Raw genomic sequence first — 14,217 nt, forward strand, 5'->3', positions numbered from 1 at the left:
GCCGCCGTCTTCGCAAGGCCGATGAACAGCCTGTCCTGCCAGATCGGCATGCCGGAATTGGGCGAGGCCTTCAGCGAGCGCCGCGACAGGAAGAAGGACGTCGTCATGATGTCGAACTTCCATCCCTGCTTGCGGCAGATCGCCAGCGCGCGCGGAATATTCGGCTGCTCCATGTAGCCGAAGGTCAGCGTGACCCGCATGAACAGCTCGTTGACCGTCTCCATCTTCACTCGCTCGCTATCCGGCACCACCGGCTGCGGTGCGGTCACCACGGAAAGAATGACATTCTTCTCATGCAGCACCTTATAGTGCTTCAGGCTGTGCATGAGCGCGGTCGGCGCGCTCAGCGGATCGCTGGTCAGGAACACGGCGGTGCCGGACACCAGCTGCGGCTTTTTCTTCAAAAGGTTCGCCGCCAGGAAGTCGAGCGGGATTTCGTTGCGTCGCGTCTTGTCGAACAGGTAGCGGCTGCCGCGCACCCAGGTCCACATGCCGAGGATGATGGCGAAAGCCACGGCGAGCGACGCCCAGCCGCCTTCGAACACCTTGACGATGTTGGAGGCAAAGAAGCCGACATCGATGAAGGCAAACAGAGCCGTTAACGACACCGCGACCCAGAGCTGCCACTTCCAGATACGGGTCATGACGACGAAGAGGAGCACCGTCGTCACCAGCATATTGCCGGTCACCGAGATCCCGTAGGCCGAGGCAAGTCTGCTGGACGCGCCGAAACCGACCACCAGAAGCATCACCACCAGCGCCAGCAGCATGTTGACGCGCGGCATGTAGATCTGGCCCGACTGTTTTTCGGACGTATGCAGGATCTCCAGCCGCGGCAGCATGTTGAGCTGCACCGCCTGCCTGGTCAGCGAAAAGGCACCGGAGATCACCGCCTGGCTGGCGATAACGGTCGCTGCCGTCGCCAGAATCACCATCGGGATCAGCGCCCAGCCTTCATTCATCTCGAAAAACGGATGGCCGACGACACCGTTCTTGGCGAGCACGAAAGCGCCCTGCCCGGCATAGTTCAATAGCAGGCAGGGAAATACGATCGCCAGCCATGCCAGCACGATTGGCTTGCGGCCGAAATGGCCGAGGTCGGCGTAGAGTGCCTCCGCGCCGGTGACGGCCAGGAAAATGGCGCCGATCGTGACAAAAGCCACGTCCGGCGAGTGGATCAGGAAGGCGACGATGTAGTGCGGGCTGATCGCCCAAAGGATTTCAGGATCGGCAATGATGTGATTCAGCCCGGACAGGCCGATGGCGAGGAACCACACGGCGGTGATCGGCCCGAAGATCAAGGCGACACCACCTGTGCCGAACCGCTGCACCGCAAACAGAATGGCCAAGATGAGCAGCGTCAGCGGCACCACATAAGGCTGAAAGGCGGGTGTCACGACATTCATGCCTTCGACGGCCGAAAGCACGGAGATGGCCGGGGTGATCACGGCGTCGCCAAAGAAAAGCGAGGCGCCGGCGATGCCGATGGCCAGGATGACCGCCGAACGCGTCGCGAAAGTGCTGCGCGCCAGCGCCATCAGCGAGAGCACGCCGCCTTCGCCACGGTTGTCGGCGCGCAGCACGAACATGATGTATTTGATCGTGACGATGATCGTCAGCGACCAGATGATCAGCGACAGCACGCCAAGGATATCGCCGCGATCGGCGACCTCACCGCGCGAGGAAGCAACGAGCGCCTCGCGGAACGCGTAGATCGGGCTGGTGCCGATATCACCATAGACGACACCCAGCGCGCCCAGCATCAGCACCTTGGTGCTGTGCTGCTCTATTTCCGGATGCCCCGTTTGCTCGACGGGTTCTGCCTCAGCACCATTGGCAAGGGCCATGACGACACTCCGATAAAATGCGCGGTGCTCTACGCTTGCTGCAGTGCAATATCAAGTGCCCTGGCGTTAGGGCTCCCATACCGCCAGTGCAAGGCTCGACCTGCAGAGGTGCATTCAAATCTATGGCACAATGTGGATGCTTGAAGCGTCAGATCGCGACCTGCGTACCGATCTCGACCACGCGCCCGGTGGGGATCTGGAAATACTCTGTCGCATCCGCCGCCGTCTTCGCAAGGCCGATGAACAGCCTGTCCTGCCAGATCGGCATGCCGGAATTGGGCGAGGCCTTCAGCGAGCGCCGCGACAGGAAGAAGGACGTCGTCATGATGTCGAACTTCCATCCTTGCTTGCGGCAGATCGCCAGCGCGCGCGGAATGTTCGGCTGCTCCATGTAGCCGAAGGTCAGCGTCACCCGCATGAACAGCTCGTTGACCGTCTCCATCTTCACCCGCTCGCTGTCCGGCACCACCGGCTGCGGCGCGGTCACCACCGAAAGAATGACGTTCTTTTCGTGCAGCACCTTGTAGTGCTTAAGGCTGTGCATGAGCGCGGTCGGCGCGCTCAGCGGATCGCTGGTCAAGAACACGGCGGTGCCGGACACCAGCTGCGGCTTCTTCTTGAGGAGGTTCATCGCCAGGAAGTCGAGCGGAATTTCGTTGCGGCGCGTCTTGTCGAATAGGTAGCGGGTGCCGCGAATCCAAGTCCACATGATCAGCCCCATGATCAAAGCGACAGTGATCGACACCCAACCGCCTTCGACCATCTTGACGACATTGGCCGAGAAGAAGCCGAGGTCGATGACGCCGAAGAGCAGCGCCAGCGCCAATGCGAGCGCCAGCTGCCATTTCCAGAGCCAGCGCATGACGACAAACAAGAGGATCGTCGTCATCAGCATCTCACCGGTCACCGAAATGCCATAGGCGGAGGCGAGCGCGCTCGAGCTGCCAAAACCGACGACCAGAAGCATCACGCCGAGCGCGACCAGCAGATTGACCCTCGGCATATAGATCTGGCCGCTTTGCATCTCGGATGTGTGCTGCACCTCGATGCGCGGCAGAAGATTGAGCTGCACCGCCTGTCTGGTCAGCGAGAAGGCGCCGGAGATCACCGCCTGGCTGGCGATGACCGTCGCCGCCGTTGCCAGGGCGACCATCGGCATCAGCCCCCATTCGGGAAGCATCTGGAAGAACGGGTTGGTCGGCTTGCCGCCGTGCGAGAGCACGAAGGCGCCCTGCCCGAAATAGTTGAGGAGCAGGCAAGGGAAAACGATGGAAAACCAGGCCAGCACGATTGGCTTGCGGCCGAAATGGCCAAGGTCGACATAGAGCGCCTCGGCGCCAGTGACCGCGAGGAAAACCGCGCCGACGGTGACGAAGGCGCCCGTCGGCGTGGTGGCCAGGTAATAGACCGCATAGTAGGGGTTTATAGCCAACAGGACGGACCAATCGTCGACGATGTGATAGAGGCCGGCAACGCCGATCGCCACGAACCATGTCGCCGTGATGGGTCCAAACACTGCCGCCACCTTGCCCGTGCCGAAACGCTGCACGGCGAAAAGCACCGCCAGAATCACCAGCGTGATCGGAACGACATAGGCATCGAGCGCCGGCGTGATGACTTCCAGGCCTTCAACCGCCGAAAGCACGGAGATCGCCGGCGTGATGATCGAATCGCCGAAGAAGAGGGCCGCGCCGCAGAGGCCGATCACCAGGATCAGGCTGGAGCCCTGCGGATAGGCGCTCCGTGCCAGCGCCATCAGCGACAGCGTGCCGCCCTCGCCCTTATTGTCGGCCCTCAGCACGAAGGCGACATATTTGATCGTGACGATGATGGTGAGCGCCCAGACGATCAGCGACAGCACGCCGAGCACATCGTTGCGGGCAACCACTCCCCCTGAAGCATGGAGAGCCTCTCGAAAGGCGTAGATCGGGCTCGTGCCGATATCGCCGTAGACGACGCCGAGCGCACCGAGCATCAGAACCTTGGTGCTGTGCTGCCGCTCGGCCTCGGCATGGCCCGAAGGTTCGAGGGATTCTGTTTCGCTGGCGTTGGCTAGCACCATGAACCCCACTTCATCAGATTCGCCACGCTCCGACGCTGCCGCAAAGCGCGGAACACGCCGGAGCTACGCAAGGCTTCCTCGCCCTACCATCCGCAGGCCTTCAAGAACCGCCCAACCGTGCCGGCCATGCCATACTCCAGCGCATCCGCTGTCAACCCATGTCCGATCGATACTTCGGCCAATGCGGGGATGCGTTTGATCAGTGCAGGCAGATTGTTCACGGTCAAATCGTGGCCGGCATTGACCTGGAGCCCCGCCGCGAGTGCCGCGTCCGCGGTTTTTCCCAGTCTTTCCAATTCCTTGGCCGCCTTGGCGGAATCGGAATGGTAACCGCCATAGGGCCCGGTATAGAGCTCGATCCGGTCGGCGCCGGTATCGCGCGCGGCATTCACGCCGGCCGCATCGGCGTCGGAAAACAGCGACACCCTAAATCCGCCCTTCTTCAGCCGCTTGACGATCGGTGTCAGGAACGCAGCCTGCGCGACGAAGTTCCAGCCGTGGTCTGACGTCGCCTGCGCCGGATCGTCGGGCACCAGTGTCACCTGCTCCGGCTGGCTCTTCTCGACAAGCGCTAGGAAATCCTCTGTCGGGTAGCCCTCGATGTTGAATTCCGTCTTGGGGAACTCATCGTCGATCAGCGCCCTGATCTCCGGCAGGTCGGAATGTCTCGTATGCCGCTCATCGGGGCGTGGATGGACGGTCAACCCATGCGCGCCGGCGGCAAGAGCGATGCGCCCCAGCCCTATGACGCTCGGCCACGGCAGGTCGCGGCGGTTGCGCAGCATGGCGACAGCGTTGAGGTTGACCGAAAGCTTTACAGGCATGAATTCGCATCCAGCTTGGTTTTGGCGGGCATCTATAGCGCCTTTGCAGGGAACAGATAGTGGGTTTCCGGTGTTCCAGAGACTAGCTGATGGCCAACACAAGGATTTGCCAGTGAATTTCCTCGAGGCGGTGCCGGCGATACGCCGCATTGAAACCAACCGTGACGCGCTTTTTGCCATCGACGTCGTCGGCGATGTCTCGCCGGCGGATGCGGAAAACCTGTTCGGCCTGCTGGAAGCTGCCTATGCCCTGCACCCGAGGATCGACGTGCTGGTGCGGCTGACTGACGAGGAGAGCGTCGATTGGGCCAACATCTCGCAAGAGACGCTGCAGCAAGGTGTGGCCGACGCGCTGGAGCATGTCGTCCGTTGCGCAGCTATCGGCGAACCGCGCTGGGCATCGCTTGTCGGCGACTTCTTTCCGAAGGTTCTGCCGTTCGAATTCCGGCATTTCACCAGTCAGGACGAAGCCGCGGCCTGGCAATGGCTCGATGCGAGGCCGGCAGAATAAGCGGACTGGAGCAATTCCATGAAAGGTGTGACGGCTTTCCGTTCAGAATTGCGCCAAAACAACGAGCTAGAGGGGTTTACCGTTTCCTGACCCGGTGAACCGCTCTATCGCACGATCGTCAGCCGCTCGGCCGCACGCGTGATGGCCGTATAGAGCCAGCGTTGCCGGGTCTCCTTGAAGGCCCAGCTCTCGTCGAACAGCACGACGGCGTTCCACTGCGAGCCCTGCGCCTTGTGCGCGGTCAGCGCATAGCCGTAGTCGAAATCGTCGAATCGCTTCTTCTGCTGCCATGGAATCTCGGCATCCGGATCCTCGAACGCCGCCTTCAGCAGCTTGATCTTGGCAACGCCGCGGTCGGGATCGTCCTCCTCCGGCGAGACCAGCAGGTTGATGCCGGGCTTCACCGTCTCGCGTGACGAGGTCATCACTTTCCACAGCGATCCGTTGAGCAGCCCCTTGGCCGGATCGTTGCGCAGGCAAACCAGCTTGTCGCCGGCCTGCGGATAATCGGCGGAAAAGCCCTTCAGTTCGCGCAGGCGCTGGTTGTAGCGCCGCCGCGTGCGGTTGGTGCCGACCAGCACCTGATCGGCTTTCATCACCAGATCCTGCGTGACCCCTTCCCTGCCGATCACCTGCGCCGTGCCGTAGTCGCCATGCATGAACTCGCGGCCTTCGCGCACGTCGAGCGCCAGCCGGATGATCGGGTTGTCGCGCGCCTGGCGATGGATCTCGGTGAGCAGCACATCCGGCTCATGCTCGGTGAAGAAGCCGCCGCCGGAGATCGGCGGCAACTGCGCCGGATCGCCGAGCACTAGGATCGGCGTGCCGAAGCTCTGCAGGTCGCGGCCGAGTTGCTCGTCGACCATCGAACATTCGTCGATGACGACGAGCTTGGCGCGCGCGATCGGACTTTGCCGGTTGAGTGAAAAGGTCGGCGACATCGACGTCTTGCCGGTCACCTGGTCCTCGACCGATTCCTCGCCCTTCGGCCTGTAGATCAGCGAATGGATGGTGCGGGCGTTGGTCGCTCCTTTGGAGCGCAGCACCTGGGCAGCCTTGCCGGTGAAGGCCGCGAATTGCACCTGCCCGTCGACATGCTCGGCGAAATAGCGCGCAAGCGTCGTCTTGCCGGTGCCGGCATAGCCGAACAGGCGGAATATCTGCGGCCGCCCGTCCTTCAGCCAGCGGCCGACCGCCTTCAAAGCCTCGTCCTGTTGGGGAGAGAATTCCATCAGTTCGACAGACCGGATTCGCGAGCGAAACACAAGGTTGCGTGCCATCACCGGCGTCGTCGGCGACGGTCTCATTCATTATCAGCTCGGCACGCTATCAGGCGCAAACAAGAACGTAAAGGGAACGCAGCTTGAGTCCGGGCTACCGGCGGGCTCCGGGATCATTCTCCAGCAGGATCGGCTTGCCGTGCGGCGTGGCGTGCGCGGCACGCTCCCAGGCGGCCGCGAGCGCATCGATCTCGTGCTTGCCGGCGACGCCCTTGGTCGCCAGCAATTTTTCCAGCGCCGACAGCCAGTGCTCGTAATAGTCGTGGCCGTCCCTCGCGGCGTCCGGCTTCTTCACTTCGGCGGACAGGGCGTCCGCCCATTCGTTCCACGAAAACAAGCCGCTGTCGTGCAGCGCGACCGTGATGGCGAAAGCCTCCGCCTGCCACGGTTCGGCGAACACCGGATCGTCGAAGCCGCCCGGCAGTTCGGTCTCATGCCGGCTCAAGGTAGCTCTCCCAGGCATCGATCGAGACCTCAAGCGTCGGGTCGGCGCCCTCGCCCCAGATCTCGGCACCGTCGAAAACCACGGTATAGACCCATTGCGGGTTCTCGCCCTTGCCATGCGCGTTGCTGTCCGGGAACACGAAGCCGTCGCGAACGGCCTCGATCCTTCCGTTCTTGCCGCGCGCGTAGCGCGGCAGGCGCGTATGGCCGGTCGGACTGAAATTCTTCGTCCGCACGCGGTCGCCCGCCTGGAAGCGCGCCGGCGCAGCCACGGGACGGTCGCAAGGCCCACCCTTGGCGAGCACGGCAGGCACATCGGCAGCCTTCAGCACGCGTTTGGGTGTCGCCGCCGGATCGACAGCCTTGCCGGCGGCAAGGTCGCGTTCCGTCACGAAGCCATGGCGCTTCAGGAGTACCTCAAGCGCCTGGATCCAGATCTGGTAATAGCTCGACGAATAATAATCGGCGGGATGCAGCGACTCTCGCGCATGCCGGCTCTCGTCGATGTTCCAGGCACCCATGGCGCCGGCAGTGAGCGTGACGCCAAGCGCCCGCCGCTCCCAGGCAGCATACTCGTCCGTCTCGGGCCCGACCGGCCCGAACCCCATCTGCCCGCCAAGATCTTGCGGCCCGTTCATGCCGGCTCCTTCGCCAGCGCCGTGCCGATCATCGAATCGCGGCTGACCAGGCTGGCGAGTTGCTCCTCGCTCCAGCCGTCGGTGCCTTTCGGCCGCATCGGCACCACCAGATAGCGAAGCTCGGCCGTCGAATCCCAGACCCGGATTTTCCTGCCCGCGGGCAAGGTTAGCCCGAATTCTTCCAAAACGCCACGCGGATCGATAACAGCCCGCGAACGATAGGGCGGCGCCTTGTACCAGACCGGCGGCAGGCCGAGCACGGACCACGGATAGCAGGAGCAGAGCGTGCAGACGACGAGGTTGTGCGTCTCGTGCGTGTTGAACACCGCCTGCATGTGCTCGCCCTGACGCCCGGTATAGCCGAGCGAGGCAATTGCTGCCGTCGCGTCGCGCTTCAGCCATTCGGCATAGGCCGGATCGTTCCAGGCCTTCGCCACCACCCTGGCGCCGTTGCGTGGGCCGATTTTCGTCTCGTATGTATCGACGATGACGTCGATGGCCGCCGGATCGATCAGGCCCTTCTCGGTAAGGATCGTTTCCAATGCGCGCACGCGCGCCGCAAACGGATCGAGCTCGTTGTCGTGATCGTGATCATGGGACATGGCGCAAGGTTACGATCGTGCGCACGCCCCCGCAAGCTCGGCACCTTGGGCCAGAGCCGGGCCGCCTATTCGGCGGCCAATTTTTTCGGCTCGGCATTTTCTCCGGGGTCGAAGAGCGAGGGCTGCTCGACCGGCTCGACCGCATGCAACTCCGGCCGGCTCTTCTTCGAGGAGAAGCTGAGCAGCCAACCGGAGAAATGCTCGAAATAGACATAGATGACCGGCGTGACGAACAGGGTCAGCGCCTGGGATGCGAGCAGGCCGCCGACCACCGCAACGCCGAGCGGCTGGCGCAGCTCGGCGCTGGCGCCGGTGCCGAGCGCGATCGGGAACGTGCCCATCAAGGCCGCCAGCGTCGTCATCATGATCGGCCGGAAACGCATCAGGCAGGCCTTGTGGATAGAGTCCAGCGCCGACATGCCCTCGCGCCTCAACTCCAGCGCCACGTCGATCATCATGATGCCGTTTTTCTTGACGATGCCGATCAGCATCAGGATGCCGATCACGGCTATGACCGACAGGTCCATGCCGAAGAGCCGCAATGCAACCACCGCGCCCAGTACCGCCGATGGCAGGCCCGTCAGAATGGTCAGCGGATGGATGAAGCTCTCGTAGAGCATGCCGAGCACAATGTAGATCGTGAGAATCGCGCCCCCGATCAGCAGCCCTTGGTTGGCAAGCGAATCCTGGAACGTCTTGGCGGTGCCGGCGAAGGTGGTGCCGATCGCCTGCGGCATGCCGATCTGGTCCTTGAGCTGGTTGATGCGGGTCACCGTGTCGCCGAGCGAGACACCCTGCGGCAGGTTGTACGAGATCGTCACCGCCGGCAGCTGGCCAAGCTGGTTGACCGTCAAGGCGCCGGCCGTGCGATCGACCCGGGCGAAGGCACCGAGAGGAACGAGGCTGCCGCTCGCCGTTCTCACCTGAATGGCCAGCATGCGCTCCGGCGACCACTCGATCTTCGGATCGAGCTCGGTGATGACCTCGTAACTGTCGGCCGAGCCGAAAATGGTTGAAACCTGATCGGTGCCGAAGCCGCCATAGAGGGCGGAGCGCAGCGTGTCCGTGTCGATGCCGAGCTGCGCGGCCTTGTCGCGATCGACGACCAGCGACGCCTGCAGCGCGTTGTTCTGCAAATCACTTGTGACGTCGGTGAAGAATTTATGATCGGCGGCCATGGCGTCGTTCAATTTCTGCGCCCAGGCGTCCGTCGCGCCGTTATCGAGGCCTTGGACGACCAGCTGATAGGCGCTGGCCGAGGAACGCGAGCCGAGCCTGAGGTTCTGCACCGGTTGCATATAGGTTTCGATGCCGGCGACGCCGGACAGCTGCCGCCTCAAATCGGAAAGCACCTTCTCTATGTCGGGACGCCTGTCCTTGTCCTTCAGTTGCACGAACAACTGTCCCTGATTGAGCGCATTGTTGCCGCTGCCCACCGACCAGGCGACGTGATCGACGTAAGGCGAATGCGAGAAGACGTCGGCAACCTGGCTCTGCAGCTTCGTCATCGCGTCGAAGGAGATGTCCTGGCGTGCGATGGTGGTTACCGAGATCTGGCCTATGTCTTCTTGCGGGAAGAAGCCCTTCGGCGAAACCTGGATCAGCCAGACAGAGGCCGCCGCGGTGCCGACGAAGACCAGGAACACCAGGAAGGTGTGGCGCAGACAGAAGCTCAGGATCCAGTCATAGCCACGCGTGATGAGATCATGTCTGTGACCGTCGGCATGCGCGTCGCGATCGGCCTTGGTCACCGACAAGAGCCGCGAGCACAGCATCGGCGTCAGGGTCAGCGACACGAACATCGACGCCAGGATGGCGACCGTCACCACGACGGCGAATTCGTTGAAGATGCGACCGATGACGCCGCCCATCAGAAGCACGGGGATGAACACCGCCACCAGCGAAATCGAAATCGATATGATGGTGAAGCCGATCTCGCGCGCGCCCTTGAGCGCGGCGTCGAAAGCCGACAGTCCGTCCTCTTCCATGTGGCGGAAGATGTTTTCGAGCATGACGATTGCGTCGTCGACGACGAGGCCGACGGCCAGCGTCAGACCCATCAGTGAGATGTTGTCGATCGAGAAGCCGAACAGGAACATCGCGCCGAGGGTTGCGATCAGCGAGATCGGCACGGCCACCGCCGGGATGATCGTTGCCGTGACGCGGCGCAGGAACACGAAGATCACCATCACGACCAACGCGATGGTCAGGAGCAGCGTGAACTGCACGTCGTCGACGGCCTGGCGGATCGAGGTGGATCGGTCGTTGAGCAGTTTGATGCTCGCGGCAGCCGGCATCTGGTCCTGGAAGGACGGCAGCATCGCCTTGACCTTGTCGACGACGTCGACCGTATTGGCGTCGGGCTGACGCTGCACGGCCATAATAATGGCGCGCGTGCCGTCATACCAACTCGCCGTCGTCGTGGTTTCGACCGAGTCGATGACGCGCGTGACCTCGCCCAGCCGCACCGGATGGCCGTTCTTGGTGGCGATGATAATGTTGGAAAAATCGGCGGCGTTCATCAGCTGGGTGTTGGCCGTGATCGTCAGCTGCTGCTTGTCGTTCTGCAGGACGCCGAGCGGGGTGTTGCTGTTGGCCGAGGCCACGGCCGTCTGCAACTGGTCGATCGAGATGCCGCGCGCGGCGAGGGCGGTCGGATCGATCTGGATGCGCACCGCATATTTTTGCTGTCCGTAGATCGAAACCTGCGCAACGCCATCGATGGTCGACAGCGAGGGCGAGATGACGTTTTCGGCGAAGGCGTCGAGGTCGGTGAGTGGAACGGTGTCGCTGACCAGCGACATCAGAAGAATCGGCGCATCGGCCGGATTGACCTTGCGATAGCTTGGCGGCGCCGTCATTTGCGGCGGCAGCGATTTTTGCGTGCGCGCAATGGCTGCCTGAACGTCCGCGGCGGCCGCGTCGATGTCGCGGTTGAGCACGAACTGGATGGCGATCGAGGTCTGGCCCAGCGAGTTGGTGGTCGAAATCGAATCGATGCCGGCAATGGTTGCGAACTGCTTGATCAGCGGCGTTGCGACCGAGGTCGCCATGGTCTCCGGCGAAGCGCCGGCCAGTTGGGCCGAGACATTCACCACCGGGAACTCCGCGCTGGGCAGCGCGGCAACCGGCAGGAACTTGTAAGCGAACAGTCCGCCCAGCACGAGGGCGAACGACATCAGCAGCGTGGCGACGGGCTTTCGTATGCAGAATTCGGAAATCATGGGCGAGCCTCGCCGGCCTTGTCGGCTTGTGCGACCTTAGGCGAATTTTGATCGCCACTGTTGCTCGCTGTCTTGCCTTCGTGCACCGTCGCGCCGTCCTTTAGCCTTGTCTGGCCTTCGACCACCACTTTCTCGCCGCCCTTGAGGCCTTGGCTGATGGCGCTGTTATCGCCCTCCGTCAGCGCCACCTGCACGGGCCGCATCTCGACCGTGTTGTCCGGCTTGACCACATAGACGAAGGGACCTTTCTGGCTCGGCTGCACCGCGACGGTCGGCACCGAGGTCATTTGCGGCATCGTGCCGGCATCAAGGATGACGTTCACATACTGCCCCGGCCAAAGCGAAAGATCGGAGTTCGGTATGCTCGCCCGCGTGGCGATGGTGCCGGAGGCGGTGTCGACGCTGGAATCGACGAAATCGAGCGTGCCCTTGCCGATCGGCGTCGGATCGCCGTCCTTGGTCAGCGTCACGTCGCCTTGCTGTGGGCTCGCCAACGCCTTGTGCAATAAAGCAAGGTTGCTTTCCGGCAGAGTGAAATTCACCTGCAGCGGGTCCATCTGTGTGATGGTCACAAGCGGCGTCGTGGTGCTTGAGCCGTTGCTGGTGGTGACGAGATCCCCGACCGAGACGTTGACCGCTCCCAGCCTGCCTGAGATGGGCGCGCTGATGGTCGCGTAGCTTAACTGGACCGTATCGGCGTCGATCGTCGCCTTGTCGGCATCGATGGTGGCGGCCGCGGCCTTCTGCGCCGCCAGTGCCTGGTCGTAAGTCTGCTGCGTGCCAGCCTGCTTGGCGACAAGGTCCTTGGCGCGCTGAAGATCCGCTGTAGCGCTCACCAGCAGGGCCTGGTCCTTGACCAGCGTCGCCTGGTCCTTGGCAAGCTGCGCCTTCAGCGCGCGGTCATCGAGCGAGAAGAGAAGGTCGCCGGCCTTGACCATTTGCCCGTCCTTCACCGCGATCGACACGATCTGGCTGGAGACACGGGCATTCACGCTGACCACCGACGGCGAGGAGACGAAGCCGATGGCGTAGCGGCGGATCGGAAAATCGGCGGTCGTCGCAGTTGCCGAAACAATAGAGGCGGAACGCGCGCCGCCAGCGCCGCCCTTTTGGCTGCCCGATGCCTTGTTCGTGTCGGCGCCGACTGCGTCGGCCTGCTGGCCGGAGATCAGCTGCTGCACCCTGCCCATCGTGGCGGGCGACAGATAAAGGCCGACACCTACAAGGCAGGCCAGAGCAACGACTGTAAAGGCGATTTTTCCGCGCATCGACAACTGGCCCTCTATCCGACACGCCGAAACCGGTGGTCTATTCTCAGCTCATTCACGGCCGTTGCCGCGAATTTCGCCGAATAGATAGGACAAGGCTTTGGCGGAAAAGGGCCAAAACGCGGGATTACGAAGATTTAATATGCACTGCACAATTGTTGTGCAGCCGTCTAACGTGCCGTGGCGATCCCTTAACGCAGCATCGGCCAGAGCGTCGCTGCGAGCAGCAGACCCATTCCTATGTTGAACCATTTCAGCCGCATGGGATCCGAAAGGAAGCCGCGCAGCGCGATGCCGAACCCGGCCCACACCGAAACGCTGGGCAGGTTGACGATGGTGAAGGCGATCGAAATCAGCGCCACCGAGACGAACGGATGATCCGGATTGGTGTAGACGGCCATGGCAGTGATCGCCATCACCCACGCCTTCGGGTTGACCCATTGGAACGCGGCGGCATCGATGAAGCGCATCGGACGCGCCTTCGCCCCGTCCTTGCCACCCATCGAGCGCGACATGCCGATCTTCCAGGCAAGGTAGAGCAAATAGGCGGCGCCGGCGATTTTCAGCGCCATATGCAGCACCGGAAACGCTGTCAGCACCGCGCCGAGTCCGAAGCCGACGGCCAGCAGCAGAACCAGAAAACCGATGCTGATGCCGAGCATATGCGGAACCGTTCTGAGGATGCCGAAATTGACGCCGGAGGCCAGCAGCATGAGATTGTTCGGCCCTGGCGTGATCGACGTCACGAAGGCATAGACCAGGAGTGCAAGGAACGCGTTGACGGACATCATATCCTCTCCGGATAGGTCAGCTATATTGTCCTTTTTCGGCAGGTGCGCAAAAGCCACGGACGGGTCGACCGCCGGGCCAGCGAGGAGAAGTTGAAGCAGTCGGAGCGGTGGTGGCGCGCCTACATCCCCTGCGGGCCGCGGTTCATGGCTGCGACACCGGTGCGGCAGATCTCGACCAGGCCGAGCGGCTTCATGATGGCAATGAACTGGTCGAGCTTGGAACCCTTGCCGGTGATTTCGAAGATGAAATGCTCGGTGTTGGCGTCGATGACCGACGCGCGGAAGGCATCGGCCAGCCGCAGCGCCTCGACGCGGGCGTCGCCGGTGCCGGCGACCTTGACGAGCGCAAGCTCGCGCTCCAGCGGCCGCTCCTGGCCGAGCTCGTGCGAGCGCACGGTGAGATCGACCACGCGGTGCACTGGCACGATCCGCTCGAGCTGGTGCTTGATCTGCTCCAGCACATGCGGCGTGCCGCGCGTCACGATGGTGATACGCGACAAATGCTTCTCGTGCTCAGTCTCGGACACCGTAAGGCTTTCGATGTTGTAGCCGCGCCCCGAGAACAAGCCGATGACGCGGGCAAGCACGCCCGGCTCGTTGTCGACCAGCACGGAAAGCGTGTGCGTTTCCGGCTTTTCGGTTTCCTTGGCGATGAAGTAGGCGGAGCCGGTCGGCTGGAGCTGTGCGTTCATGACGTGAATCTCGATTTCAAACTTTGGCGCTAAT

Annotated in this window: 12 protein-coding genes; 1 reads left to right on the plus strand and 11 read right to left on the minus strand. The window is 62.6% G+C overall.

Features of this window, described 5'->3' with window-relative positions; translation table 11 throughout:
* The 3 genes from CK221_RS20075 to CK221_RS20085 all read right to left on the minus strand — a co-directional run.
* Nucleotides 1-1,847 (minus strand): potassium transporter Kup (locus tag CK221_RS20075; protein WP_095778989.1); only part of this gene is annotated, 1,847 nt, incomplete at its 3' end.
* A gap of 148 nt (nt 1,848-1,995) precedes the next feature.
* Nucleotides 1,996-3,822: a potassium transporter Kup gene (locus tag CK221_RS20080; protein WP_348628443.1), complete on the minus strand. Its 1,827-nt coding sequence runs from the start codon at nt 3,820-3,822 to the stop codon at nt 1,996-1,998.
* Nucleotides 3,823-3,992: 170 nt separating this feature from the next.
* On the minus strand, nt 3,993-4,733 hold the full coding sequence (locus tag CK221_RS20085) for a pyridoxine 5'-phosphate synthase (RefSeq protein ID WP_095778990.1): 741 nt from the start codon (nt 4,731-4,733) through the stop codon (nt 3,993-3,995).
* On the opposite strand from CK221_RS20085, the gene CK221_RS20090 reads away from it, so the two are divergent.
* Nucleotides 4,711-5,244, plus strand: a complete 534-nt coding sequence (locus tag CK221_RS20090; protein ID WP_348628442.1) for an STAS/SEC14 domain-containing protein — start codon at nt 4,711-4,713, stop codon at nt 5,242-5,244. The genes CK221_RS20085 and CK221_RS20090 overlap by 23 nt on opposite strands.
* 104 nt (nt 5,245-5,348) lie before the next feature.
* On the opposite strand, the gene CK221_RS20095 is transcribed toward CK221_RS20090, so the two are convergent.
* The 8 genes from CK221_RS20095 to ilvN form a co-directional block, all read right to left on the minus strand.
* Nucleotides 5,349-6,476: an ATP-dependent RecD-like DNA helicase gene (locus tag CK221_RS20095; protein WP_095779088.1), complete on the minus strand. Its 1,128-nt coding sequence runs from the start codon at nt 6,474-6,476 to the stop codon at nt 5,349-5,351.
* 142 nt (nt 6,477-6,618) lie between these two features.
* Entirely contained in the window at nt 6,619-6,969 is a 351-nt protein-coding gene (locus CK221_RS20100; protein ID WP_095778992.1) for a nitrile hydratase accessory protein, read from the minus strand.
* On the minus strand, nt 6,956-7,606 hold the full coding sequence (gene nthB, locus CK221_RS20105; protein ID WP_095778993.1) for a nitrile hydratase subunit beta: 651 nt from the start codon (nt 7,604-7,606) through the stop codon (nt 6,956-6,958). The genes CK221_RS20100 and nthB overlap by 14 nt, the downstream gene beginning before the upstream one ends.
* Entirely contained in the window at nt 7,603-8,208 is a 606-nt protein-coding gene (gene nthA / locus CK221_RS20110) for a nitrile hydratase subunit alpha (RefSeq protein WP_095778994.1), read from the minus strand. The genes nthB and nthA overlap by 4 nt, the downstream gene beginning before the upstream one ends.
* Before the next feature lie 65 nt (nt 8,209-8,273).
* Complete coding sequence (locus CK221_RS20115) at nt 8,274-11,432, minus strand: efflux RND transporter permease subunit (protein ID WP_095778995.1); 3,159 nt, start codon at nt 11,430-11,432, stop codon at nt 8,274-8,276.
* On the minus strand, nt 11,429-12,700 hold the full coding sequence (locus CK221_RS20120) for an efflux RND transporter periplasmic adaptor subunit (protein WP_095778996.1): 1,272 nt from the start codon (nt 12,698-12,700) through the stop codon (nt 11,429-11,431). Before CK221_RS20120 ends, CK221_RS20115 begins: the two co-directional genes overlap by 4 nt.
* Before the next feature lie 191 nt (nt 12,701-12,891).
* Nucleotides 12,892-13,488, minus strand: coding sequence for a LysE family translocator (locus tag CK221_RS20125; RefSeq protein ID WP_095779089.1), 597 nt, complete (start codon nt 13,486-13,488; stop codon nt 12,892-12,894).
* Between the two features lie 122 nt (nt 13,489-13,610).
* On the minus strand, nt 13,611-14,183 hold the full coding sequence (gene ilvN / locus CK221_RS20130; protein WP_059185300.1) for an acetolactate synthase small subunit: 573 nt from the start codon (nt 14,181-14,183) through the stop codon (nt 13,611-13,613).
* Nucleotides 14,184-14,217 lie beyond the last annotated feature (34 nt).

It is taken from the genome of Mesorhizobium sp. WSM3868 (assembly GCF_002294785.1).
Taxonomy (GTDB): domain Bacteria; phylum Pseudomonadota; class Alphaproteobacteria; order Rhizobiales; family Rhizobiaceae; genus Mesorhizobium.